Annotated in this window: 29 protein-coding genes; 18 read left to right on the top strand and 11 right to left on the bottom strand. The window is 61.0% G+C overall.

Translation table 11 applies throughout. The annotated features are described in order from the left end of the window. Positions 1 to 40: 40 nt before the first annotated feature. Positions 41 to 448, bottom strand: a complete 408-nt coding sequence (gene pilG, locus MF6394_RS21365) for a twitching motility response regulator PilG (protein WP_014720321.1) — start codon at positions 446 to 448, stop codon at positions 41 to 43. Between the two features lie 239 nt (positions 449 to 687). Here pilG and gshB point away from each other — a divergent pair, with 239 nt between their 5' ends. The 7 genes from gshB (at position 688) to MF6394_RS21330 (ending at position 6,643) form a co-directional block, all read left to right on the top strand. Next, on the top strand, positions 688 to 1,641 hold the full coding sequence (gshB, locus tag MF6394_RS21360; RefSeq protein ID WP_003195061.1) for a glutathione synthase: 954 nt from the start codon (positions 688 to 690) through the stop codon (positions 1,639 to 1,641). Positions 1,642 to 1,718: 77 nt separating this feature from the next. Further along, on the top strand, positions 1,719 to 2,624 hold the full coding sequence (locus MF6394_RS21355) for an energy transducer TonB (protein ID WP_044269540.1): 906 nt from the start codon (positions 1,719 to 1,721) through the stop codon (positions 2,622 to 2,624). Positions 2,625 to 2,684: 60 nt separating this feature from the next. Then, positions 2,685 to 3,254, top strand: a complete 570-nt coding sequence (locus MF6394_RS21350; RefSeq protein ID WP_032894725.1) for a YqgE/AlgH family protein — start codon at positions 2,685 to 2,687, stop codon at positions 3,252 to 3,254. Beyond that, the gene (gene ruvX, locus MF6394_RS21345; RefSeq protein ID WP_003195067.1) at positions 3,254 to 3,691 is read left to right on the top strand and encodes a Holliday junction resolvase RuvX; all 438 of its coding nucleotides are present in this window, start codon (positions 3,254 to 3,256) and stop codon (positions 3,689 to 3,691) included. Before MF6394_RS21350 ends, ruvX begins: the two co-directional genes overlap by 1 nt. 148 nt (positions 3,692 to 3,839) lie before the next feature. Beyond that, the gene (gene pyrR / locus MF6394_RS21340; RefSeq protein ID WP_056783033.1) at positions 3,840 to 4,346 is read left to right on the top strand and encodes a bifunctional pyr operon transcriptional regulator/uracil phosphoribosyltransferase PyrR; all 507 of its coding nucleotides are present in this window, start codon (positions 3,840 to 3,842) and stop codon (positions 4,344 to 4,346) included. Between the two features lie 24 nt (positions 4,347 to 4,370). Then, complete coding sequence (locus MF6394_RS21335; RefSeq protein WP_014720325.1) at positions 4,371 to 5,375, top strand: aspartate carbamoyltransferase catalytic subunit; 1,005 nt, start codon at positions 4,371 to 4,373, stop codon at positions 5,373 to 5,375. Beyond that, positions 5,372 to 6,643, top strand: coding sequence for a dihydroorotase (locus MF6394_RS21330; protein WP_078467479.1), 1,272 nt, complete (start codon positions 5,372 to 5,374; stop codon positions 6,641 to 6,643). The genes MF6394_RS21335 and MF6394_RS21330 overlap by 4 nt, the downstream gene beginning before the upstream one ends. A gap of 126 nt (positions 6,644 to 6,769) precedes the next feature. Here the strand turns inward: MF6394_RS21330 and MF6394_RS21325 are convergent, their stop codons facing one another. After that, the gene (locus MF6394_RS21325) at positions 6,770 to 7,198 is read right to left on the bottom strand and encodes an NINE protein (RefSeq protein WP_032894720.1); all 429 of its coding nucleotides are present in this window, start codon (positions 7,196 to 7,198) and stop codon (positions 6,770 to 6,772) included. A gap of 249 nt (positions 7,199 to 7,447) precedes the next feature. Between MF6394_RS21325 and MF6394_RS21320 the strand changes: the two genes are divergently transcribed. Next, complete coding sequence (locus tag MF6394_RS21320; protein ID WP_078467478.1) at positions 7,448 to 8,086, top strand: C40 family peptidase; 639 nt, start codon at positions 7,448 to 7,450, stop codon at positions 8,084 to 8,086. Between the two features lie 140 nt (positions 8,087 to 8,226). Here the strand turns inward: MF6394_RS21320 and MF6394_RS21315 are convergent, their stop codons facing one another. Beyond that, positions 8,227 to 9,261 (bottom strand): type IV pilus twitching motility protein PilT, encoded by a 1,035-nt coding sequence (locus tag MF6394_RS21315; protein WP_078467477.1) that lies wholly within the window; start codon positions 9,259 to 9,261, stop codon positions 8,227 to 8,229. Between the two features lie 57 nt (positions 9,262 to 9,318). Between MF6394_RS21315 and MF6394_RS21310 the strand changes: the two genes are divergently transcribed. The 9 genes from MF6394_RS21310 (at position 9,319) to MF6394_RS21270 (ending at position 16,021) form a co-directional block, all read left to right on the top strand. Further along, positions 9,319 to 10,005, top strand: coding sequence for a YggS family pyridoxal phosphate-dependent enzyme (locus tag MF6394_RS21310; RefSeq protein WP_014720328.1), 687 nt, complete (start codon positions 9,319 to 9,321; stop codon positions 10,003 to 10,005). A 33-nt stretch (positions 10,006 to 10,038) separates the two neighbouring features. Next, positions 10,039 to 10,857, top strand: coding sequence for a pyrroline-5-carboxylate reductase (proC, locus tag MF6394_RS21305; protein WP_069557449.1), 819 nt, complete (start codon positions 10,039 to 10,041; stop codon positions 10,855 to 10,857). Between the two features lie 25 nt (positions 10,858 to 10,882). Then, complete coding sequence (locus MF6394_RS21300) at positions 10,883 to 11,470, top strand: YggT family protein (protein ID WP_003195087.1); 588 nt, start codon at positions 10,883 to 10,885, stop codon at positions 11,468 to 11,470. A gap of 192 nt (positions 11,471 to 11,662) precedes the next feature. Further along, on the top strand, positions 11,663 to 12,802 hold the full coding sequence (gene metX, locus MF6394_RS21295; RefSeq protein WP_078467476.1) for a homoserine O-succinyltransferase MetX: 1,140 nt from the start codon (positions 11,663 to 11,665) through the stop codon (positions 12,800 to 12,802). A 7-nt stretch (positions 12,803 to 12,809) separates the two neighbouring features. Then, entirely contained in the window at positions 12,810 to 13,430 is a 621-nt protein-coding gene (gene metW, locus MF6394_RS21290) for a methionine biosynthesis protein MetW (protein ID WP_003195091.1), read from the top strand. A gap of 21 nt (positions 13,431 to 13,451) precedes the next feature. After that, positions 13,452 to 13,886, top strand: coding sequence for a DUF4426 domain-containing protein (locus MF6394_RS21285; RefSeq protein ID WP_032894709.1), 435 nt, complete (start codon positions 13,452 to 13,454; stop codon positions 13,884 to 13,886). Next, a complete protein-coding gene (rdgB, locus tag MF6394_RS21280; RefSeq protein ID WP_032894708.1) occupies positions 13,883 to 14,479 on the top strand; it encodes an RdgB/HAM1 family non-canonical purine NTP pyrophosphatase in 597 nt (198 codons plus the stop codon). Before MF6394_RS21285 ends, rdgB begins: the two co-directional genes overlap by 4 nt. After that, positions 14,476 to 15,678: a radical SAM family heme chaperone HemW gene (gene hemW / locus MF6394_RS21275; protein ID WP_078467475.1), complete on the top strand. Its 1,203-nt coding sequence runs from the start codon at positions 14,476 to 14,478 to the stop codon at positions 15,676 to 15,678. The genes rdgB and hemW overlap by 4 nt, the downstream gene beginning before the upstream one ends. A gap of 19 nt (positions 15,679 to 15,697) precedes the next feature. Continuing rightward, positions 15,698 to 16,021: a DUF3392 domain-containing protein gene (locus tag MF6394_RS21270; protein WP_003195099.1), complete on the top strand. Its 324-nt coding sequence runs from the start codon at positions 15,698 to 15,700 to the stop codon at positions 16,019 to 16,021. A 119-nt stretch (positions 16,022 to 16,140) separates the two neighbouring features. Here the strand turns inward: MF6394_RS21270 and trmB are convergent, their stop codons facing one another. The 4 genes from trmB to MF6394_RS21250 all read right to left on the bottom strand — a co-directional run bounded on the left by trmB (position 16,141) and on the right by MF6394_RS21250 (position 18,376). Then, on the bottom strand, positions 16,141 to 16,863 hold the full coding sequence (gene trmB / locus MF6394_RS21265) for a tRNA (guanosine(46)-N7)-methyltransferase TrmB (RefSeq protein WP_032894706.1): 723 nt from the start codon (positions 16,861 to 16,863) through the stop codon (positions 16,141 to 16,143). Positions 16,864 to 16,872: 9 nt separating this feature from the next. Then, on the bottom strand, positions 16,873 to 17,667 hold the full coding sequence (locus MF6394_RS21260; protein ID WP_003195103.1) for a thiazole synthase: 795 nt from the start codon (positions 17,665 to 17,667) through the stop codon (positions 16,873 to 16,875). Positions 17,668 to 17,721: 54 nt separating this feature from the next. Beyond that, a complete protein-coding gene (thiS, locus tag MF6394_RS21255; protein ID WP_032878918.1) occupies positions 17,722 to 17,922 on the bottom strand; it encodes a sulfur carrier protein ThiS in 201 nt (66 codons plus the stop codon). Positions 17,923 to 18,001: 79 nt separating this feature from the next. Next, positions 18,002 to 18,376, bottom strand: coding sequence for a DUF423 domain-containing protein (locus MF6394_RS21250; protein ID WP_078467474.1), 375 nt, complete (start codon positions 18,374 to 18,376; stop codon positions 18,002 to 18,004). Positions 18,377 to 18,450: 74 nt separating this feature from the next. Between MF6394_RS21250 and mtgA the strand changes: the two genes are divergently transcribed. After that, entirely contained in the window at positions 18,451 to 19,173 is a 723-nt protein-coding gene (gene mtgA, locus MF6394_RS21245; RefSeq protein WP_078467473.1) for a monofunctional biosynthetic peptidoglycan transglycosylase, read from the top strand. A 648-nt stretch (positions 19,174 to 19,821) separates the two neighbouring features. Here the strand turns inward: mtgA and rpoH are convergent. The 4 genes from rpoH to ftsY form a co-directional block, all read right to left on the bottom strand. Continuing rightward, positions 19,822 to 20,676: an RNA polymerase sigma factor RpoH gene (rpoH, locus tag MF6394_RS21230; protein WP_005792286.1), complete on the bottom strand. Its 855-nt coding sequence runs from the start codon at positions 20,674 to 20,676 to the stop codon at positions 19,822 to 19,824. A 130-nt stretch (positions 20,677 to 20,806) separates the two neighbouring features. Next, positions 20,807 to 21,829, bottom strand: coding sequence for a permease-like cell division protein FtsX (gene ftsX / locus MF6394_RS21225; RefSeq protein ID WP_047712000.1), 1,023 nt, complete (start codon positions 21,827 to 21,829; stop codon positions 20,807 to 20,809). Beyond that, a complete protein-coding gene (ftsE, locus tag MF6394_RS21220; protein ID WP_003213784.1) occupies positions 21,826 to 22,497 on the bottom strand; it encodes a cell division ATP-binding protein FtsE in 672 nt (223 codons plus the stop codon). The genes ftsX and ftsE overlap by 4 nt, the downstream gene beginning before the upstream one ends. Further along, positions 22,494 to 23,894 carry a signal recognition particle-docking protein FtsY gene (ftsY, locus tag MF6394_RS21215; RefSeq protein WP_047712001.1) on the bottom strand — a complete coding sequence of 467 codons (1,401 nt, stop codon included), beginning with the start codon at positions 23,892 to 23,894 and terminating at the stop codon, positions 22,494 to 22,496. Before ftsY ends, ftsE begins: the two co-directional genes overlap by 4 nt. Between the last annotated feature and the right edge of the window lie 197 nt (positions 23,895 to 24,091).

The following is a 24,091-nucleotide window of genomic DNA, read 5'->3' as shown; positions in this document are numbered from 1 at the left end:
CCCCGCTACATTGATAGGCGCCGGCCCTCGTGAGGCGGCGTCAGTGTGCTTGTTCTACTGCGGCGAACCCAGGCACATAGGCCTTGATCGCCCCCAGCAGTTCTTCCTTGCTGAAAGGCTTGGTCAAAAACTGATCGACACCCACGATGCGCCCCTTGGCCTTGTCGAACAGGCCGTCCTTGGAGGACAGCATGATCACCGGGATCGATTTGAACGCCGGGTTGTTCTTCACCAGGGCGCAGGTCTGGTAGCCATCCAGGCGCGGCATCATGATGTCGACAAAGATAATGTGCGGGTGATGATCGACAATACGGGCCAGGGCGTCGAAACCGTCGATCGCCGTGATGACCTCGCACCCCATGTTCTTCAACAGCGTCTCGGCGGTGCGGCGGATCGTTTTCGAATCGTCGATCACCATCACCTTCAAGGCGTTGGAATGCTGTTCCATATCTGCTCTACCATCGCCACAGCGAATCGGTTTTCGGTGTGTACTGCCTGATGTTGCACAGGATGAACGCCGCAAGCCTTGGAATACAAGGGCTGCTGCGCCGTGCCAGCCTTTTTAGCACAGTCTCCTGGCGCAATCTATCGAGGCGCCCGCCCAGTGGTTTTTCCTTGACCCACAACAGCCGCAGCGCCACTCTGACGCCACTTTTATGCGCCCTAATTTGCTAGAGGAAATCCCCCATGAGCGTTCGCGTCGGCATTGTCATGGACCCTATCGCCAGCATTTCCTATAAAAAGGACAGTTCGCTGGCCATGCTCCTGGCCGCCCAGGCCCGCGGCTGGACCTTGTTCTATATGGAGCAGCGCGACCTTTACCAGGGTGACGGCGAGGCCCGCGCACGCATGCGCCCGCTGCAGGTGTTCGCCAACCCTGAGAAGTGGTTCGAGCTTTCGGATGAAATCGACAGCCCCCTGAGCGACCTCGACGTGATCCTGATGCGCAAGGACCCGCCGTTCGACATGGAATTTGTGTATTCCACCTACCTGCTGGAGCAGGCCGAACGCGCTGGCGTGCTGATCGTCAACAAGCCGCAAAGCCTGCGCGACTGCAATGAAAAGCTATTCGCCACCCTGTTCCCGCAGTGCACGCCACCGACTGTGGTCAGCCGCCGCGCCGATGTACTGCGTGAATTCGCCGCCAAGCATGGCGACGTGATCCTCAAGCCGCTGGACGGCATGGGCGGCACCTCGATCTTCCGTCACCGCGCCGGCGACCCGAACCTGTCGGTGATCCTCGAAACCCTGACCGCCCTGGGCACCCAGCAGATCATGGGCCAGGCCTACCTGCCGGCGATCAAGGACGGTGACAAGCGCATCCTGATGATCGACGGCGAGCCGGTGGATTATTGCCTGGCGCGTATCCCGGCAGCCGGCGAGACCCGTGGCAACCTGGCCGCCGGTGGTCGCGGTGAAGCGCGGCCGTTGTCGGACAAGGACCGCTGGATCGCCGCTCAAGTCGGCCCGACCCTGCGGGAAAAAGGCCTGCTGTTTGTCGGACTCGACGTAATTGGTGAGAACCTCACTGAAATCAACGTCACCAGCCCGACCTGTATTCGCGAGATCGACAATGCATTTGGCACGAACATCGGCGAAATGCTGATGGCCGCCATTGAGCGCAAGCTAAAAGCCAAGTGACATAGAACAGCCGGACACACACCAACATTGCGTTATCATGCGCCACCTGTGAAACGCGCGATGTTGGTTTTCTTGTCATGACACTCCCGTCCGATCTGCCCCCCGAATTCACCCATAGCGGCGTGCGCCCGGCTGATCGTCTCGGTTTTACCCTGTTTCTCGCTGCGCTGATTCACCTCGCCCTGCTGCTGGGCGTGGGGTTCACCCTGGTCGAACCCAAGCAGATTACCAAGACCCTGGAAATCACCCTCGCCACGTTCAAGAGCGAAAAGAAGCCCGAGAAGGCTGACTTTCTCGCCCAGGACAACCAGCAGGGCAGCGGCACCCTCGACAAGAAAGCCGTGCCCAAGACCACCGAAGTGGCGCCCTTCCACGACAACCAGGTCAAGAAGGTCACCCCGCCGCCGGCGCCCAAGCCCGAGGTCAAGCAGGCCGCGCCCAAGGCCGCAGTGACCACCGTCGCGCCCAAACCGCAAAAAGCCCCGACCCAGCGCGAAAAGGCCAAGACCGAGCCCAGGCCCGAACCGGTGAAACCTGCGCCGACGTTCGACAGTTCGACGTTGTCCGACGAAATTTCCAGCCTGGAAGCCGAACTGGCCCATGAGCAACAGCTGTATGCCAAGCGCCCGCGCATCTACCGCCTGAACGCCGCCTCAACCATGCGCGATAAAGGCGCCTGGTATAAGGACGAGTGGCGCAAGAAGGTCGAACGCATTGGCAACCTCAACTACCCGGACGAGGCGCGGCGCCAGCAGATTTATGGCAATTTGCGCTTACTGGTGTCGATCAACCGTGACGGCTCGCTGTATGAAGTGCAGGTGCTGGAGTCCTCCGGCCAACCGCTGCTGGACCAGGCCGCGCAACGTATCGTACGGCTGGCCGCGCCCTTTGCGCCGTTCAGCGGCGACTTGAACGACGTCGATCGCCTGGAAATCATCCGCACCTGGCGGTTTGCCAAGGGCGATCGGTTGTCCAGTAACTGACTCCCCTGCTGATCGCGCCCGCACTTGTCAGTTCGCCCCTCCAACGCCACACTAGCGGACATGAAAAACGTCAGCCCGACTTACCTCAAGCACCAATTCCTGATCGCCATGCCCCATATGGCCGACCCGAACTTTGCGCAGACCTTGACCTACATCGTCGAGCACACGGCCAATGGTGCCATGGGGTTGGTGGTCAACCGCCCGCAGGAGCTGAACCTGGCCGATATCCTTGAGCAACTGCGCCCGGAAATCGACCCGCCGGCAAGCTGCCAGCATGTGCCGATCTACATCGGCGGGCCGGTGCAGACCGATCGCGGTTTTGTCTTGCACCCCACCGGGCCGAAGTATCAGGCCACGGTAGACCTTGAAGGCGTGTCACTGTCCACGTCCCAGGACGTGCTGTTCGCCATCGCCGACGGCGTCGGCCCTGAGCAAAGTGTGATCACCCTGGGCTACGCCGGTTGGGAAGCCGGGCAGCTGGAGGCCGAACTGGCCAGCAATGCCTGGCTGACCTGCCCGTTCGACGCTGACATCCTGTTCAACACCGCCAGCGAACTGCGCCTGGAAGCGGCCGCGGCCAAGCTGCGGGTCAACCTCAGCCTGCTGACCAGCCAGGCGGGGCACGCCTGATGGCTTTGCGTCTGATCCTCGGTTTTGACTACGGCACCAAGCAGATCGGCGTAGCAGTTGGCCAGGTCATCACCGGCCAGGCCCGCGAGCTGTGCACCCTCAAGGCCCAGAACGGCGTGCCGGACTGGAACCAGGTCGAAGCCCTCATCAAAGAGTGGAAGCCTGACGCGGTGGTGGTCGGCCTGCCCCTGAACATGGATGGCACCCCCAGTGACATGTGCCTGCGCGCCGAGAAGTTCGCACGCCGCCTCAATGGCCGCTACAACCTGCCCTTCTATACCCACGACGAACGCCTCACCACCTTTGAAGCCAAGGGTGAGCGCCGTGACCGTGGCGGGCAAAAGGGCAGTTATCGCGACAACCCGGTGGACGCCATCGCCGCCGCCTTGCTGTTGCAGGGCTGGCTGGATGAAAACACCGCTTTATTTGAATCCTGACTGACGCGGCTTGCTGCTATGCCGTTTTTGTAGGAGCGAGCTTGCTCGCGAAGAACTCACAGGCACCGCGCACTTCCAGGTTTTCACGCGTTATCGTGGACGTTTTTCGCGAGCAAGCTCGCTCCTACACACTTAACAAGGAGCCACCATGAGCTTGCCGAACCCTGCCGAACTGATCAGCCAGATGGCGATACGCCTCAAGGCGCACCTGGAACACCGTGCCATCAGCGAACCGCGTTTTATCGGCATACGCACCGGTGGCGTGTGGGTGGCCCAGGCGCTGCTCAAAGAACTGGGCAGTGATTCGCCCCTGGGCACCCTGGACGTGTCCTTCTACCGCGACGATTTCAGCCAGAACGGCCTGCACCCACAAGTGCGCCCTTCGGCGCTGCCCTTCGAGATCGAAGGCCAGCACTTGGTACTGATCGACGACGTGCTGATGAGCGGCCGCACCATCCGCGCCGCCATGAACGAGCTGTTCGACTATGGCCGCCCGGCCAGCGTGACCCTGGTGTGCCTGCTGGACCTGGACGCTGGCGAGCTGCCGATCAGCCCGGACGTCGTAGGCGCCACCCTGTCGCTTGCACCCCAGCAGCGGGTAAAATTGTCCGGTCCCACGCCGCTCGAACTCGAACTGCAAGACCTTGCCCTTTAAACCGCCTTGTAAAGAGTCCCCGCGATGACGCCTCTAGATGCCAAGCGCCCGCTGCAGCTCAATGCTCAGGGCCAGTTGCAACACTTCTTGTCCCTCGACGGTTTGCCCCGCGAACTGCTCACCGAAATCCTCGACACCGCCGACTCGTTCCTGGAAGTCGGTGGCCGGGCAGTGAAGAAAGTCCCGCTGTTGCGCGGTAAAACCATCTGCAACGTGTTCTTCGAGAATTCCACCCGCACCCGCACCACCTTTGAACTGGCGGCCCAGCGCCTGTCTGCCGATGTGATCACGCTGAACGTGTCCACCTCGTCGGCGAGCAAAGGCGAAACCCTGCTCGACACCCTGCGCAACCTGGAAGCCATGGCGGCCGACATGTTCGTGGTACGCCACGGCGACTCCGGCGCTGCACATTTCATCGCCGAGCATGTTTGCCCGAACGTGGCAATCATCAATGGCGGCGACGGCCGCCACGCGCACCCGACCCAGGGCATGCTCGACATGCTCACCATTCGTCGGCACAAAGGCAGCTTTGAAAACCTCTCGGTGGCCATCGTCGGCGACATCCTGCATTCGCGAGTAGCACGTTCTAACATGCTGGCCCTCAAGGCCCTGGGTTGCCCGGATATCCGCGTGATCGCGCCCAAGACCTTGTTGCCCATCGGTATCGAACAGTATGGCGTGAAGGTCTACACCGACATGGCCGAGGGCCTCAAGGATGTGGACGTGGTGATCATGCTGCGCCTGCAACGCGAGCGCATGGCCGGGGGCTTGTTGCCCAGCGAAGGTGAGTTCTACCGCCTGTTCGGCCTGACCACCGCACGCCTGGCCAAGGCCAAGCCGGATGCCATCGTGATGCACCCGGGGCCGATCAACCGTGGCGTAGAAATTGAGTCGGCGGTGGCCGACGGCCCACAGTCGGTGATTCTCAACCAAGTGACCTACGGCATCGCCGTGCGCATGGCCGTGCTGTCCATGGCCATGAGCGGGCAAACCGCGCAACGTCAATTCGAGCAGGAGCAGGCCCAGTGAAGCTCAGCATTCTCGGCGCCCGAGTCATCGACCCGGCCAGTGGCCTGGACCAAGTTACCGATCTTCACCTGGACGCCGGCAAGATCGTCGCCATCGGCGCCGCCCCCGCAGGCTTCAATGCCGGCCAGAGCATCGATGCCAAGGGCCTGGTGGCCGCGCCTGGGCTGGTGGACCTGAATGTCGCCCTACGCGAGCCGGGCTACAGCCGCAAAGGCAGCATCGCCAGCGAAACCCAAGCCGCCGCCGCCGGTGGCGTGACCAGCCTGTGCTGCCCGCCCAATACCAAGCCGGTGCTGGACACTTCCGCTGTGACCGAGTTGATCCTCGACCGCGCCCGCGAAGCCGGCAATTGCAAAGTGTTTCCCATTGGCGCCTTGAGCAAGGGCCTGGACGGCGAACAACTTGCCGAATTGATCGCCCTGCGTGACGCCGGTTGCGTGGCCTTCGGCAATGGCCTGGAAAGCTTTCGCAGCACGCGCACCTTGTGCCGCGCCCTGGAATACGCGGCCACCTTCGACTTGACGGTGATCTTCCATTCCCAGGACCGCGACCTGGCCGAAGGTGGCCTGGCCCATGAAGGCGCAGTGGCCAGCTTCCTCGGCCTGCCAGGCATTCCGGAAACCGCAGAAACCGTGGCCCTGGCCCGTGATTTGTTGCTGGTGGAACAAAGCGGCGTACGTGCGCATTTCAGCCAGTTGACCAGCGCCCGGGGCGTGGCCCTGATCGCCCAGGCCCAGGCCCGTGGCTTACGGGTAACCGCGGACGTCGCCCTGTACCAACTGATCCTGACGGATGAGGCGCTGATCGACTTCTCCAGCCTGTACCACGTACAGCCCCCGCTGCGCACCAAGGCTGACCGTGATGGTTTGCGTGCGGCGGTGAAGTCGGGTGTTGTGTCAGCGATTTCCAGCCATCACCAACCTCACGAGCGAGATGCCAAGCTGGCACCGTTTGGCGCGACCGAGCCGGGCATCAGCAGTGTGGAGTTGTTGCTGCCGTTGGCGATGACGCTGGTGGAAGACGGCTTGCTGGACCTGCCGACGCTGCTGGCACGCCTGAGCGCTGGCCCGGCAGAGGCCCTGCGCTTGCCGGCGGGCCAACTGGCGGTGGGCTCACCGGCGGACCTGGTGCTGTTCGACCTGGCAAGCTCGACGGTGGCTGGTGAGCGCTGGTTGTCCAAGGGCGAAAACTGCCCGTTCATCGGCCACAGCCTGCCGGCGACGGTGCGGTATACCTTGATGGATGGGCGGATCAGCTACCAGGCTTGATGCGGCCAAAACTGTAGGAGCGAGCTTGCTCGCGAATGCGGAGTCTCAGTCGACATTTATTTGACTGATCTACTGCATTCGCGAGCAAGCCCGCTCCCACAGTTGCTTATGTGTATGCCTAGGAATTCAGCGCCCGCTGTTGCGCTCGGCATTGCGGATCGAGATCTGCGTGTTCAGCGTCCAGAAGTCATACAGCACCCCGACCAGAAACAAACCGCCGGTCAGCAGGTAGATCAGGCCGGTGATCCATTTGCCCTGATACATGCGGTGCACACCAAACACCCCCAGGAACGCCAACAGAATCCAGGCCACGTTGTATTCAATCGGCCCAGCGGTAAACCGCAGGTCGGCTTCACGGTCCATGGCCGGGATCAGGAACAAGTCGATCAGCCAGCCAATGCCGAACAAGCCGAAAGTGAAAAACCAGATTGTACCGGTCACGGGCTTACCGTAATAAAAGCGATGAGCCCCGGTAAAACCGAAAATCCACAGCAGGTAACCAATCGCCTTACTGTGGGTATCGTGCTGCTGACCAACCTGTTGATAGGTGTTCATGAAGGACCTCTTTTGCTTCGATAGATAAATTTTTTCATTTTCTTTGTGACTTTTTTACGGGCGCCCGACGTACGGTAAATGGTATCTTCCTGCCCTCAAAGCCTTGTGCCACCTGCCTTGTGTAGGACAATTGCGGCGAATCGTCGCGTTTTTCCTGAGTTTGACCCCAAGGTTCAGTCGACAAACGGCCTGAGAACAGCACAAAAAGCTGTTATAAAGTTGCGCGCAAACCCATAAGAGCCACGCCTAATGCGACCATTTTTCAAGACATGGCTAACCATTTGCCTATTAATGCCACTGGCCGCCCACGCCACCAATCGTGAGCAACGACTTCCGAACGTTAACGGTTTCACCCCTAAAGTCCATAGCACGCCTAGCACTGCCAAATCGGCAAAGCCAACCGTCAGCCGCCCGACTCAAGTGAGCAAGGCCAACGGCAAAGCGCTTTCCACCCAACTGGCCGTGAACACCAAGCAAAGCAGCAACGTCTTGAGCCGTGCCGTCAACGTGCTCGGTACACCTTATCGTTGGGGCGGCAGCAGCCCAAGTAAAGGGTTCGACTGCAGCGGGCTGGTGAAATATGCATTTAACGATGTAAAAGCAGTGGACCTGCCCCGCACTTCCAACGCCATGGCAGCCGGCCACGGGTTGAAGGTTGACCGCAAGGACCTCAAACCGGGCGACCTGTTGTTCTTCAAGCTCAAGAGCCGCCAGGTCAACCACGTTGCCATCTACCTGGGCAACGACCGCTTTATCCACGCACCGCGCCGTGGCAAGTCGGTGAGCATCGACACGCTGAAAAAGCCGTTCTGGAACAAGAACTACGTGATTGCCAAGCGGGTACTGCCTAAAGAGCAGAACAGCAACCTGCGGATCGTGCAGCGCTGATTTAACACTGCAATGCAGTAGAAAATGTGGGAGCGGGCTTGCTCGCGAATGCGGTAGATCAGTCAGCCTATTCGTTGCCTGACACACCGTATTCGCGAGCAAGTCCGCTCCCACATTTGTTTCCGGGCCTGCCTGCCGATCTAGATATCCCCAGGCACCCTCGCCTTCTCCCGCGCCTCTTCCCGGCTAATCACTCCCGCGCCGACCAACGCCTTCAAACTCATATCCAGGGTCTTCATCCCCAACGCCCCACCGGTCTGAATAGCCGAAACCATCTGCGCCACCTTGTCTTCGCGAATCAAGTTACGAATCGCCGGGGTGCCCAGCATGATTTCATGGGCGGCCACGCGCCCGCCGCCCACCTTCTTCACCAGCACCTGAGACACCACCGCCTGCAGCGACTCCGACAGCATCGAGCGGACCATCGCCTTCTCCCCGGCCGGGAAGACGTCCACCAGCCTGTCTACCGTCTTTACCGCCGACGAGGTGTGCAAGGTGCCAAACACCAGGTGCCCGGTCTCTGCCGCCGTCAGCGCAAGGCGGATGGTTTCCAGGTCGCGCAATTCACCCACCAGGATCACGTCCGGGTCTTCGCGCAGGGCTGAACGCAGGGCCACCGAGAAACTGTGGGTGTCGCGATGCACCTGGCGCTGGTTGACCAGGGCCATTTTCGGCCTGTGGATAAACTCGATGGGGTCTTCCAGCGTGAGGCTATGCTGGCGTCGATGCCGGTTGAGGTCGTCGATCATCGCCGCCAGGGTCGTGGATTTGCCGGAGCCGGTGGGCCCGGTCACCAGCACCAGGCCGCGCGGGAGGCGGGCGATACGCTGGAACACCTCGCCCAATCCCAGGTCCTCCAGGCTCTGGACCTCAGTCGCAATAGCCCGGAACACCGCACCGACGCCGCGATCCTGGCGAAACACGTTCGCCCGGAAGCGGGCCACACCTGGCAACTCGAAGGCAAAATCCGTTTCAAGAGATGTTTCGAAATCCTTTTGTTGATGTTTATTCAGCAAAGGGCTCAATAAGTCGACCACTTGGGTAGCGTTCAGCGCCGGCCCATCCAGGGGCCAAACCTCGCCATCAATGCGCAGCATCGGTGCCAGGCCGGCTGACAGATGCAGGTCTGAGGCGCCTCGGCTTACACTGGCCGTCAGCAATTGCGTGATATCCATAGGGCTTTCCATTTCCAGTAGAATGCCGCGGACTCCATATCCACGGGCGCATCTTGAATGTCGACGATAGCAGACAACATCGGCCTGGTTAGCCAGCGCATCCGCGCCGCAGCCGACGCCGTGCAACGTGACGCAAGCAGCATCCACCTGCTGGCCGTGAGCAAGACCAAACCCGCGCAGGCAGTGCGTGAAGCCTACGCCGCCGGGCTGCGCGACTTTGGTGAAAACTACCTGCAGGAAGCCCTGGGCAAACAGGCGGATTTAACCGACCTGCCCTTGAGTTGGCACTTCATCGGCCCCATTCAATCGAACAAGACTCGCGCCATCGCCGAGCACTTCGCTTGGGTGCATTCCGTGGACCGCCTGAAAATCGCACAACGCCTGTCCGAACAACGCCCGGCCGACCTGCCGCCGCTCAATATCTGCATCCAGGTCAATGTCAGTGGCGAAGCCAGCAAGTCCGGCTGCACGCCCGCCGACCTGCCGGCCCTGGCCACGGCGATCAGCGCCCTGCCGCGCTTGAAGCTGCGGGGCTTGATGGCGATTCCCGAGCCGACTGAAGATCGGGCCGAACAGGATGCGGCGTTCGCCACGGTGCGCGACTTGCAAGCCAGCTTGAACCTGGCGCTGGACACACTTTCCATGGGCATGAGCCACGACCTTGAGTCGGCCATTGCCCAAGGCGCCACCTGGGTGCGGATCGGTACCGCCCTGTTTGGCGCCCGCGACTACGGCCAGCCGTGAAATGGCTGACATCCCTCGAAATAAGGACCTGTCATGAGCAACACGCGTATTGCCTTTATCGGCGCCGGTAACATGGCGGCCAGCCTGATCGGTGGCCTGCGGGCCAAGGGCCTGGACGCCGAGCAGATCCGCGCCAGCGACCCGGGCGCCGAGACCCGCGAGCGCGTCAGCGCCGAACACGGCATAAAAACCTTCGCCGATAACGCCGAGGCCATCCACGGCGTCGATGTGATCGTGCTGGCGGTCAAGCCCCAGGCCATGAAGGCCGTGTGCGAGAGCCTGCGCCCGAGCCTGCAACCCCATCAACTGGTGGTGTCGATTGCCGCTGGCATCACCTGCGCCAGCATGACCAACTGGCTCGGCGCCCAGCCCATCGTGCGCTGCATGCCCAACACCCCGGCGCTGCTGCGCCAGGGCGTCAGCGGTTTGTATGCCACTGGCGAAGTGACCGAACAGCAACGTGACCAGGCCCAGGAACTGCTGTCTGCGGTGGGCATCGCCGTGTGGCTGGAGCAGGAACAGCAACTGGATGCGGTCACCGCCGTCTCCGGCAGCGGCCCGGCCTACTTCTTCCTGTTGATCGAGGCCATGACCGCCGCCGGCGTCAAGCTGGGCCTGCCCCACGACGTGGCCGAGCAACTGGCGGAACAAACCGCCCTTGGCGCTGCGAAGATGGCCGTCGGCAGCGAGGTGGATGCCGCCGAACTGCGCCGTCGCGTCACCTCGCCAGGTGGCACCACACAAGCGGCTATCGAGTCGTTCCAGGCCGGGGGCTTTGAAGCCCTGGTGGAAACAGCACTGGGTGCCGCCGCACATCGTTCAGCCGAGATGGCTGAGCAACTGGGCAAATAGTCGTCCCTTACCAAGGTAATCAAACATGCTCGGAATCAATGACGCTGCCATTTTCATCATCCAGACCCTGGGCAGCCTGTACCTGCTGATCGTGCTGATGCGCTTTATCCTGCAGCTGGTGCGCGCCAATTTCTACAACCCACTGTGCCAGTTCGTGGTGAAGGCTACCCAACCGCTGCTCAAGCCGCTGCGCCGGGTGATCCCGAGCCTGTTCGGCCTGGACATGTCGTCGCTGGTACTGGCGCTGTTGCTGCAGATTTTGCTGTTCGTGGTGATCCTGATGCTCAATGGCTACCAGGCCTTCACCGTGCTGCTGTTGCCATGGGGCCTGATCGGGATTTTCTCGCTGTTCCTGAAGATCATTTTCTGGTCGATGATCATCAGCGTGATTCTCTCCTGGGTTGCACCAGGCAGCCGTAGCCCGGGTGCCGAGTTGGTGGCTCAAATCACCGAACCCGTGCTGGCACCCTTCCGTCGCCTGATCCCGAACCTGGGTGGCCTGGATATCTCGCCGATCTTCGCGTTTATCGTGATTCAACTGCTGCAAAGCTGGGTGATTCCACGCCTGGCCTACTTTGCCTACATGCCAAAAGAGTTGTTTGGCCTGATCTGACCTGTAGGAGCGAGCTTGCTCGCGAAGAACGTGAACGATAACGCGGGAAACCTGATACCCAACTGCGTTCTCAGGTTTTTCGCGAGCAAGCTCGCTCCTACACAAAGCAATGCGCTTACCCCCCCGACCTTTGCTTGCCGCTAGGGTCCCCGCTCTTTAGACTTACGCCTCATTTAAACGAGAGCAGGGTCGATGCCAGCTGCCTTCCCCCCCGATTCTGTTGGACTGGTCGTGCCACAAGTGGCGCATTTCAGCGAACCCCTGGCCCTGGCCTGCGGCCGTTCGTTGCCAGCCTACGACCTGATCTACGAAACCTATGGCCAACTGAACGCCACGGCGAGCAACGCCGTGCTGATCTGCCATGCCTTGTCCGGCCATCATCACGCCGCCGGTTTCCATAGCGTTGACGACCGCAAGCCCGGCTGGTGGGACAGTTGTATCGGCCCCGGCAAGCCCATCGACACCAATAAGTTCTTTGTGGTCAGCCTGAACAACCTCGGCGGCTGCAACGGTTCCACCGGCCCCAGCAGCCTCAACCCGGAAACCGGCAAGCCGTTCGGCGCCGACTTCCCGGTGCTGACCGTGGAAGACTGGGTGCACAGCCAGGCACGCCTGGCCGACCTGCTGGGCATCAGCCACTGGGCCGCCGTGATTGGCGGCAGCCTGGGCGGCATGCAGGCCCTGCAATGGACCATTACTTACCCGGACCGCGTGCGTCATTGCCTGGCTATCGCCTCGGCGCCCAAGTTGTCGGCGCAGAACATCGCCTTCAACGAAGTGGCGCGCCAGGCGATCCTCACCGACCCCGAGTTCCACGGTGGCTCGTTCCAGGAAGCGGGCGTGATCCCCAAGCGTGGCTTGATGCTGGCGCGGATGGTCGGCCACATTACCTACCTGTCCGACGATTCCATGGGTGAGAAATTCGGCCGTGGCCTCAAGAGCGAGAAGCTCAACTACGACTTCCACAGCGTCGAGTTCCAGGTGGAAAGCTACCTGCGTTATCAGGGCGAGGAATTCTCGGGGCGCTTTGACGCCAACACCTACCTGCTGATGACCAAGGCCCTGGACTACTTCGACCCGGCCGCCAACCACGATGACGACCTGGCAAAAACTTTCGAGCACGCCACGGCCAAGTTCTGCGTGATGTCGTTCACCACTGACTGGCGCTTTTCGCCGGCACGCTCCCGTGAGCTGGTGGATGCGCTGATGGCCGCCAAGAAAGACGTCTGCTACCTGGAGATCGATGCACCGCAAGGCCACGACGCCTTCCTGATTCCGATCCCACGCTACCTGCAGGCGTTCAGTAACTACATGAACCGCATTACTTTGTGAGAACGCCATGAGAGCCGACCTGGAAATCATCCAAGACTGGATCCCCGCCGGCAGCCGCGTGCTCGACCTGGGCTGCGGCGACGGCGAACTGCTGAGCTGGCTGCGCGACCACAAGCAAGTCACCGGCTACGGCCTGGAAAACGACCCGGACAACATCGCCCAATGCGTGGCCAAGGGCATCAACGTGATCGAGCAGGACCTGGACAAGGGCCTGGGCAACTTTGCCAGCAACAGCTTCGATATCGTGGTGATGACCCAGGCCCTGCAAGCGGTGCACTACCCGGACCGCATCCTTGACGAAATGCTGCGCGTGGGCCGCCAATGCATCATCACCTTCCCCAACTTTGGCCACTGGCGCTGCCGCTGGTACCTGGCCACCAAGGGGCGCATGCCGGTCTCCGACTTCCTGCCGTACACCTGGTACAACACGCCGAACATCCACTTTTGCACCTTCGAAGACTTCGAAGCCCTGTGTGGCGAGCGTGAAGCCAAGGTGATCAACCGCCTTGCCGTCGATCAACAGCACCGCCACGGCTGGGCGAGTAAGCTATGGCCCAACCTGTTGGGCGAAATTGGTATCTACCGGGTCAGCAGTCCTGGCCTGACCGACCACAAAGTTGCCGTCTAATCATCTTCAAGAGGGACGTTCATGAGTCGTTTGGCTATTTTTCTATTGACCGCATGCCTGGGCGCCAGCGCCATGGCCGCCGACACTATCGACGCTAATCGCAAAAAAGACTTTGGCGATATCACCGTTCATTACAACACCTTCACTTCAAGCTTCCTGCCACCCGAGACCGCCCAGAAAGTCGGCGTGGTGCGCAGCAAGGAGAAGGGATTGATCAACGTCACCGTGATCAAGGGCGTAAGCCCAGTGGCCGCGCAAGTCACCGGCACTATCAAGGACCTGGGCGGCAAAAGCGAGATCCTGACGTTCAAGCAGATCGAAGAAAAAGGCGGCATCAGCTACCTCGCGCCCTACACCGTGACGCAACGGGAATACAAGACCTTCACCATCAACGTTGAAACCGGCGGCAAGGCCCACGGCTTCCAATTCAACCAAGAACTGTTCCCCGCCCAATGATGAACCTTACCCAACTCGTACTCGCCAGCCATAACGCCGGCAAACTCAAAGAACTGCAGGCCATGCTCGGTGAGTCTGTGCAACTGCGTTCGATCGGTGAGTTCAGCCAGGTCGAACCGGAAGAGACCGGCCTGTCGTTCGTCGAGAATGCCATCCTCAAGGCCCGCAATGCCGCGCGTATCTCCGGCTTGCCAGCCCTGGCAGATGATTCGGGCCTGGCCGTGGATTTCCTCGGCGGCGCCCCTGGCATCTACTCGGCCCGTTACGCCGACGGCAAGGGCGACGCGGCCAACAACGCCAAGCTGCTCGACGCCCTCAAGGACGTGCCGGAGGCCGAGCGTGGTGCGCAGTTCGTCTGCGTGCTGGCACTGGTGCGGCACGCCGATGACCCGTTGCCGATCCTGTGTGAAGGCCTGTGGCACGGGCGCATTCTGCAAGCCGCCAGCGGTGAGCATGGGTTTGGCTATGACCCGCTGTTCTGGGTGCCGGAGCGCAATGTCTCCAGCGCCGAACTGAGCCCGGCCGACAAAAACCAAATCAGCCACCGCGCCCGCGCCATGGCGTTGCTGCGCCAGCGCCTGGGTTTGAAATGACCCAGAACACCTCTGCGCAGCCGCTGATCCACGGTGGCGCGCAAACACCACGGGCGGCCCTGCCCCATCTGCCGCCCCTGGCGCTGTACATCCACATTCCGTGGTGCGTGCGCAAATGCCCGTATTGCGACTTCAACTCCCACACCGCAAGCAAAGTGCTGCCGGAAGAAGAGTACGTGGACGCCTTGCTGGCCGACCTGGACCAAGACCTGCACGCCGTTTATGGCCGTGAACTGAGTTCGATCTTCTTTGGCGGCGGCACGCCCAGCCTGTTCAGCGCGGCTGCACTGGGCCGCCTGCTCAAGGGCGTTCAAGCGCGTATCCCGTTTGCTGACGATATCGAGATCACCCTGGAAGCCAACCCCGGGACGTTCGAACAAGAGAAGTTCGTGGCGTACCGCAAACTGGGGATCAATCGCCTGTCCATCGGCATCCAGAGCTTCCAGCAAGAGAAGCTTGAAGCCCTGGGCCGCATCCACAATGGCGATGAAGCCGTGCGCGCAGCCGGCATGGCACGCCAGGCCGGGTTCGACAACTTCAACCTGGACTTGATGCACGGCCTGCCCAACCAGTCCCTGGAGGACGCCTTGGGCGACCTGCGCCAGGCCATTGCACTCAAGCCGACGCACCTGTCCTGGTACCAACTGACCCTGGAACCCAACACCGTGTTCTGGAACCAGCCGCCCGCGCTGCCGGAAGACGACACGCTGTGGGATATCCAGGAAGCCGGCCAGGCGCTGCTGGCCGAACACGGTTACGCACAATATGAAGTCTCGGCCTACGCCCAACCGGGGCGGCCGGCGCGGCATAACCTCAATTACTGGAGCTTTGGTGACTTTATCGGCATCGGCGCCGGCGCCCACGGCAAGCTCAGCCACCCGGACGGGCGCATCATCCGCACCTGGAAAACCCGTGCACCGAAGGACTACCTCAACCCGGCCAAAAGCTTCCAGGCCGGCGCGAAAGAACTGACCAACGATGAACTGCCGTTCGAGTTCCTGATGAACGCGCTGCGCCTCACCGAAGGGGTTGATGCCAGGCTTTACGCCGAGCGCACCGGCCTTGATCTGGCGAGCCTCGACGAAGGCCGCCGCGAGGCAGAACAAAGTGGATTAATGCAGGTCGAACCGTCACGCCTGGCGGCCACCGACCGCGGGCAACTCTTTCTCAATGACCTGTTGCAGAAGTTTTTGAGCTGATAGCTCTTAAGGAAATCGAATGGATCTGGTACTCGACCTGCTCGCCACCGTATCCCGCTGGAGCCGTAGCAACCTGTCGGAAATCTCGTTGGCCCTTGTAGGCTGTTTGCTGGTGCTGTTCGGCGCTGACATCAAGGGCTGGGTCGAAGCGCGCCTGGGCAGCATCGCCGGCGCCTTGCGCGTGCCCTTGATGGCCCTGCTGTGCCTGATCGGCAGCGGCGCAGCGTTGATCTACGCCACGCCGTGGATTGTGCGGGGGTTGAGCCAGTTCAATAACTACAGCCTGGCGCCGGTGTTGATCGTGGTGCTGGTGTTGATTGGGGTAGTGGCAGACCGCCGCTGACCCCAACCCCATCCCCTGTAGGAGCGAGCTTGCTCGCGAAGAACCCATAGGCGACGCAGGCTATCTGATAGCGCTGCGTTATCGTTGACGTTTTTCGCGAGCAAGCTCGCTCCTACAGTTTATTGCTTCTCGAACTTCAAATCCCACACCCCATGCCCCAATCGCTCGCCACGGCGTTCGAACTTGGTGATCGGCCGCTCGGCCGGGCGTGGTACGCATTTGCCGTCTTCGGCCAGGTTGCGATAGCCAGGGGCGACGTTCATCACTTCCAGCATGTATTCCGCGTACGGTTCCCAGTCGGTGGCCATGTGCAGGATGCCGCCCACTTTCAGCTTGCTGCGCACCAGCTCCGCGAAGGAGGCCTGGACGATGCGGCGCTTGTGGTGACGGGCCTTGTGCCATGGGTCGGGGAAGAACAGCATCAGGCGGTCGAGGCTGTTGTCAGCGATGCAGCGGTTGAGCACTTCAATCGCGTCACAGTCGTAGACCCGCAGGTTTTTCAGGCCTTGGGTCAGCACACCGTTGAGCAGTGCGCCGACGCCTGGACGGTGAACTTCCACGCCGATGAAATCCTGCTCCGGGGCGGCCGCAGCCATTTCCAGCAGGGAATGGCCCATGCCGAAACCGATTTCCAGGGAACGTGGGGCTGAACGGCCAAACACCTGGTCGTAGTCCACCGGCGCATCGGCCAGGGGCAACACGAACAGCGGCGTGCCCTGCTCCAGGCCCTTTTGCTGGCCTTCGGTCATGCGGCCGGCACGCATCACAAAACTCTTGATGCGGCGGTGCTTGGACTCGTCGCCCTCTTCCACGGTGTTCGGCGTTTCGTTTGATTCAGTCATCAATAGCTCTTACTTGATCAGACCATCCAGCGGCGAAGAGGCGCTGGCATAGAGTTTTTTCGGCATGCGCCCGGCGAGGTAGGCCAGGCGGCCCGCGACGATGGCGTGGTTCATGGCTTGGGCCATCATGATTGGTTGCTGGGCATGGGCAATGGCCGAGTTCATCAGCACCGCGTCGCAGCCCAGCTCCATGGCGATGGTCGCGTCGGAGGCAGTGCCCACGCCCGCATCCACCAATACGGGGATCTTGGCTTCTTCGAGGATGATCTGCAGGTTGTACGGATTGCAGATACCCAGGCCGGAACCGATCAGACCGGCCAGCGGCATCACCGCGATGCAGCCGATTTCTGCCAGTTGGCGCGCGATGATCGGGTCATCGCTGGTGTACACCATCACATCGAAACCTTCCTTGACCAGGGTTTCGGCGGCCTTGAGGGTTTCGATCACGTTGGGGAACAGGGTTTTCTGGTCGGCCAGCACTTCCAGCTTCACCAGGTTGTGGCCGTCGAGCAGCTCACGGGCCAGGCGGCAGGTGCGCACGGCTTCGATGGCGTCGTAGCAACCAGCGGTGTTTGGCAGAAAGGTGTAACGCTGCGGCGACAGCACTTCGAGCAGGTTCGGCTCGCCCTCGATCTGGCCGAGGTTGGTGCGGCGCACGGCGAAGGTGACGATCTCGGCACCCGAGGCTTCGATGGCCAGGCGGGTTTCTTCCATGTCGCGGTACTTGCCGGTGCCGACCAGCAGACGGGACTGGTAGGTACGACCGGCCAGGACGAAAGGCTTGTCGCTACGAACGATGCTCATGGGAAATCCTCTGGTTGGATGAGGTTCTGCAGAATGCGTTGCGGCCTTGGCGGGCTAGCCGCCGCCGATGGCGTGGACCACTTCGACCTGGTCGTTTTCTTTCAGCGAGGTCTCGGCGTGCTGGCTACGCGGGACGATATCCAGGTTGAGCTCCACTGCGACGCGACGCCCGGTCAGGTCCAGACGGGTCAGCAGGGCCGCAACGGTTTCGCCGTCGGGCAGTTCAAAGGGTTCGCCGTTCAACTGAATGCGCATGCCACGGGCCGCCATCGTTTTTAGGGGCCCGCATTCTAGCGCGATTGGAACCTGAAGGTCAGCTCCAAGCGTCAAGCGGTCAAAGCTGCAAGCGCCACGCCGCCAGGCCCAGGAGGAACCAGCCGAGCAGGAACGCCAGCCCGCCAAACGGCGTGATGATCCCGAGTTTACTGATGCCGGTCATGGTCAGCACATACAGGCTGCCCGAGAACAGCAGGATACCGACGGTAAACGAAATACCCGCCCAGGTGACCAACCGGCCCGGAATATGCGCCGCCAGCAAGGCCACGCCGAACAGCGCCAGGGCATGCACCAACTGGTAGGTCACGCCGGTATGGAAGATCGCCAGGTAGTCGGTGCTCAGGCGGTTTTTCAGGCCGTGGGCGGCGAACGCGCCCAGGGCGACACCGGTAAAGCCGAAAAAGGCAGCCAGCATCAGAAAGCTACGCAGCATGGGGAACTCCAGTCAGACTCATCGGGCAGGGTCTGTATAATGGCCCGCTCAACGGGTTCGGCCAAGCCATCTCTATGCTGCGTGTCCTCTTCAAACGCTTTCTCAACGTCGTGAAATGGTTTGCCATCGGCAGTGTATTGCTGGTGCTGCTGTTTCGTGTGGTGCCACCACCGTTCACTGCGCTGATGGTGGAGCGCAAGGTTGAGTCCTGGATAGATGGCGAACCCATTGACCTGCAACGCAGCTGGGTGCCGTGGGATGAAATCTGCGATGACCTCAAAGTCGCGGTGATGGCCGGTGAAGACCAGCGCTTCCCGCAACATTGGGGCTTTGATTTCGGCGCGATCCAGGCGGCGCTTCTGCACAACGAACGCGGCGGCTCGATTCGCGGTGCCAGCACCCTGAGCCAGCAGGTGTCGAAAAACCTGTTTCTGTGGGCCGGGCGCAGCTATTTGCGCAAAGGCCTGGAGGCGTGGTTTACCGGCTTGATCGAGGTGTTGTGGCCCAAGCAGCGGATTCTTGAGGTGTACCTCAACAGCGTAGAATGGGATGAAGGTGTGTTTGGCGCAGAGGCGGCGGCGCGGCACCATTTTGGCGTGAGCGCCAAGGGGCTTTCGCGGCAGCAGGCCAGTTACCTGGCGGCGGCGTTGCCTAATCCACGGGTGTGGAGTGCCAGCCATCCGACGGCGTATGTGGCACGTAGAGCGGCGTGGATTCGTCAGCAGATGAGCCAGTTGGGTGGGGATGGTTATCTGGTGGAACTGAACAACTCTCGAAAGGCACCTTGGTCCGACTGACACAATACGGGACCTGTGGCGAGGGAGCTTGCTCCCGTGACGGCCCCGGCGGCCAGCGCATATCTACCTGACGCGCCACAGTCCAAATGTGGGAGCTGGCTTGCCTGCGAAGACGGCCTGACAGTCAACACAGCTGGATTGTGTACATATCCATTGCTGCGGTAACGGCTACTTAGGGTTCCGCCCTGACGGCGGCTCACTTTTGAAAGCGCAAAAGTAAGCAAAACGCTCTTGCCCCACCACTCGGCACCTCGCCTAGGCTCGGTGTGCCCGTAATCCGCCAGTGATTTGGGGGGCCGCCGCCACGCGCCATCCATGGCGCGGGGCGGCTAAACCGGCATCCCTGCCGGTTTACCCCCCAAATCACTGTCGAATTCCGGCCAGCGTGGTTTAACGGGGCGCCTAAGATCAAAAGCAGATCAAGAGCGGCTCGCTTCGCATCGTGGTTACCGTCGGCTGCTACAGGCTACAAAGTTGTGTAGATACCTATGCTGCGATGAGGGCAGGTCAGCCAACTTATCTGCAAACTGACACACCGCTATCGCAGGCAAGCCAGCTCCCACAGTGGACTGTGGTGGATTTGAAATTTACGAGCACATACAAAAATGCCCCGATCTTTCGACCGGGGCATTTTTTGTTCACAGCGCTTTACGCAGCGATCGACAACTTCAGCTTGTTCATCGCGCTTTTCTCAAGCTGACGAATCCGCTCGGCCGACACGTTGTACTTCTGCGCCAGGTCGTGCAGCGTGGCTTTTTCTTCTGCCAGCCAGCGCTGGTAGAGAATGTCACGGCTGCGCTCGTCCAACACTTCCAGCGCTTCGTGCAGGTTGTGGTTGGAGTTGTCGCTCCAGTCGGCGTCTTCCAGTTGACGCGCCGGGTCGTACCGGTGGTCTTCCAGGTAGTTGGCCGGCGATTGGAAGGCGCTGTCGTCATCCGCTTCGGCGGCTGGGTCGAAGGCCATATCATGGCCGGTCAGGCGGCTTTCCATCTCGCGCACTTCACGCGGCTCCACGCCGAGGCTTTCGGCCACGCGGTGGACTTCTTCGTTGTTCAGCCACGCCAGGCGTTTTTTCTGGCTGCGCAGGTTGAAGAACAGCTTGCGCTGGGCCTTAGTGGTGGCCACTTTCACGATGCGCCAGTTGCGCAGGATGAACTCGTGGATCTCCGCCTTGATCCAGTGCACGGCAAACGACACCAGGCGCACGCCCATTTCAGGGTTGAAGCGCTTTACAGCCTTCATCAGGCCTACGTTGCCTTCCTGAATCAGGTCGGCCTGGGCCAGACCGTAGCCGCTATAGCTACGGGCGATATGTACGACAAAACGCAGGTGGGCGAGCACCATCTGCCGAGCCGCCCCCAAATCCTGCTCATAGTAGAGACTCTCGGCCAGTTCACGCTCCTGCTCGGGCGTCAGCAATGGAATGCTGTTGACCGTGTGCACATAGGCTTCCAGGTTCGCACCCGGGACCAAGGCATAAGCAGGTTGCAAAGAAGTGGTCATACGAAAAAACCTCCGACTCACATAACTCGTGCAGTTCAGCACTGCGAAAATTGACCTGGGAACCGTAGGACAAGTTCCCTAAACCGCTGATACGGTCAATACAAACGAAACCACATTAATCTGGCATTAACTACTTCGGCGCCAGCTCACGTAAATGCCGCGCTACCGCAATCCAGGCACCGATATACCCCAACAAGACCGCGCCAAGCAAGAGACTCAGACCATCGGCTACCGGCACACCGGCCAGGGCAAAGTCACTGCCATACAAACCGGCCAGCCCGACAACCGCGTCGTTCAGCCAATTCAGGCCAAACGCCAGTACGCCCCAGGACAACACCCCGGCACCCAGGCCATACAGCGCGCCCATGTACAGGAAAGGACGACGTACATAGCTGTCCGTGCCGCCCACCAGTTTAATCACTTCTATCTCGGTGCGACGGTTTTCAATATGAAGACGAATGGTATTACCTATCACCAAAAGTAATGCAGACACTAATAACACCGTCAGACCGAACACAAAGCGGTCACCCAGCTTGAGGATTGCGGCCAGGCGCTCCACCCAGACTAGATCAAGTTGGGCCTGTTGCACCTTCGGCATCTCTGCGAGTTTTTGTCGCAGGGCTTCCAGCGCCGGCTTGTCGACCTCGTTCGGCGTTACCAGCACCACGCCCGGCAGCGGGTTCTGCGGCAGCTCCTTGAGCGCCTCGCCCAGGCCGGATTGCTGCTGGAACTCTTCAAGGGCCTGATCGCGGCTGATGTACTCGGCCTCGGCCACCCCCGGGATGTTCTTGATGTCATCGCGCAGCGCTTCGCCTTCCTTGCTGCTGGTGTCCAGGTTCAGGTACAGCGAAATCTGCGCCGCCCGCTGCCAGGAACCGCCCAGGCGCTCCACATTATTAAGCAACAGCGACAAGCCCATCGGCAGGCTCAAGGCCACGGCCATGACCAGGCAGGTGAAAAAGCTGCCGATCGGTTGCTTGCCCAGGCGACGCAGGCTGTCCAGCAGGCTGGCGCGATGACTTTCGATCCAGGCGTGCACCAGGGTGCCGAAGTCCGGGCCGTCGTCTTCGTCGTGTTTCTTCTTTTTCGGTTGCGGGTCGGCCGGCTTCGGAGCCACCCGTTCTGATACTTTAGGGCTGCGTGTAGCACTCATACGCCAGCCTCCCCATCGCCGATCAGGCGGCCGCGTTGCAGGGTCAGCATGCGATGGCGCATGCGCGCAATCAGGGCCAGGTCGTGGCTGGCGATCAAGACGCTGGTGCCCAGGCGGTTGATGTCTTCGAACACCCCCATAATCTCGGCCGCCAGGCGCGGGTCGAGGTTACCGGTGGGTTCGTCCGCCAGCAGCAAAGCCGGGCGATGGACGATGGCGCGGGCAATACCGACGCGCTGTTGCTGACCGGTGGACAGATCCCCCGGGTAAAGGTCGGTCTTGTCCGACAACGCCACGCGCTCCAGCGCCGAATCCACGCGCTTGACGATTTCGGCTTTGGACAGCCCGAGAATCTGCAGCGGCAGCGCGATGTTGTTGAACACCGTGCGATCGAACAGCAACTGGTGGTTCTGGAACACTACGCCGATCTGGCGGCGCAGAAATGGAATTTGCGCATTGCTGATGGTAGCCAGGTCCTGGCCCGCCAGCAGCAACTTGCCGGTGGTCGGGCGTTCCATGGCCAGCAACAGGCGCAACAGCGTGCTTTTGCCAGCGCCCGAGTGGCCGGTGACAAACAAAAACTCGCCGCGACGCACGCGAAAGCTCAGCTCATGCAGGCCCACATGCCCGTTGGCATAGCGTTTACCGACCTGTTCGAATCGAATCATGAACGCTCCCGCTCGGCAAACAGTGCCTGTACAAAGGGTTCGGCTTCAAAGGTGCGCAGGTCGTCGATGCCTTCACCGACGCCGATATAGCGAATCGGCAACCCGAACTGTTTGGCCAGGGCGAAAATCACACCGCCCTTGGCCGTGCCGTCGAGCTTAGTCAATGCCAAGCCGGTTAGCTGCACCGTCTGGTTGAATTGCTTGGCCTGGCTGATGGCGTTCTGGCCAGTACCGGCGTCGAGCACCAGCAGGACTTCATGGGGTGCATCGGCGTCGAGCTTGCCGATCACGCGGCGCACTTTCTTCAGTTCTTCCATCAAATTGTCTTTGGTGTGCAGGCGGCCGGCTGTATCGGCGATCAGCACATCGATGTTGCGCGCCTTGGCGGCTTGCACGGCATCGAAAATCACCGACGCAGAGTCGGCACCGGTGTGCTGGGCGATCACCGGGATCTTGTTGCGCTCGCCCCACACCTGCAACTGCTCGACGGCGGCGGCACGGAAGGTGTCGCCGGCGGCGAGCATGACTTTCTTGCCTTCACCCTGCAGCTTCTTGGCCAGTTTGCCGATGGTGGTGGTCTTGCCAGCACCGTTGACGCCTACCACGAGGATGACGAACGGCTTTTTCGGCGTGATCACCAGCGGCGCTTCAACCGGTTTGAGCATGGCGGCCAGCTCGGCCTGCAGGGATTTGTACAGCGCATCGGCGTCGGTCAACTGCTTGCGCGCGACCTTCTGCGTCAGGCTCTGGATGATCACGGCGGTGGCTTCGACGCCCACGTCGGCGGTGAGCAGGCGGGTCTCGATGTCTTCCAGCAGTTCGTCATCAATGACTTTCTTGCCCAGGAACAGGCTGGCCATGCCTTCGCCAATACTGGCGCTGGTCTTGCTCAGGCCCTGCTTGAGGCGGGCAAAGAATCCGGTTTTGCTGGTTTCGGTTGCGGCAACGGCGGGTTCTGGCTCGATAACGGCAGGTGCAGCGACAACCGGTGCAGGCACTTCAACGACGGGCGGTGCTTCTGCCACAACCTCTACCGGCGCCGGCTCAACCACTGCAGGAATCGGCGGCACGACGTGCTCGGCCTGAACATCCTCCACCAACGCCACAGGCTCTTCGGCCACGGGCAGCTCCAACCAGGGCTTGTGCTCGGGCTCAGGTTCCGGCTCCGGCTCGGCCTCGACGACCGGCTGCAACACCGGCTCAGCCATCGGCAACACCACCGGTACAGGCGTCTCGGCAACCGGTTCGGCTTCTATTACGGGTTCAGGGGTCGGTTCAGCGTGAACCTGTGGCTGTTCGACGACGGTTTCCTGCGGCTTTTTGCGCAGCCATCCGAACAGGCCTTTCTTCTCGCCAGCCGCAGCTGGGGTCTTCTTGTCGTCGTTGGAACCAAACATGGAGACGGCTATCTCAAGGTAGCGACGCGCAACAGGGCGCGCCGGTAAATAAAATTCGATGCGTAACAGACTGTTTTTTAGCCAGCTCGTTCATGCGCAACATTTTGTAAGGCCTAAATAGGGCCTTCACAAGACAGCCGCAGTGGCCGTCCTTAAGTCGGACCAGTATCCTAGCACCTCCTCGCCCGCCGACGCTA

This window comes from Pseudomonas sp. MF6394, from assembly GCF_002018845.1.
GTDB classification, from domain to species: Bacteria; Pseudomonadota; Gammaproteobacteria; order Pseudomonadales; family Pseudomonadaceae; genus Aquipseudomonas; species Aquipseudomonas lactis.
The sequence above is the reverse complement of the archived record's forward strand: the minus strand, read 5'-3'. Positions and strand labels throughout refer to the sequence as shown.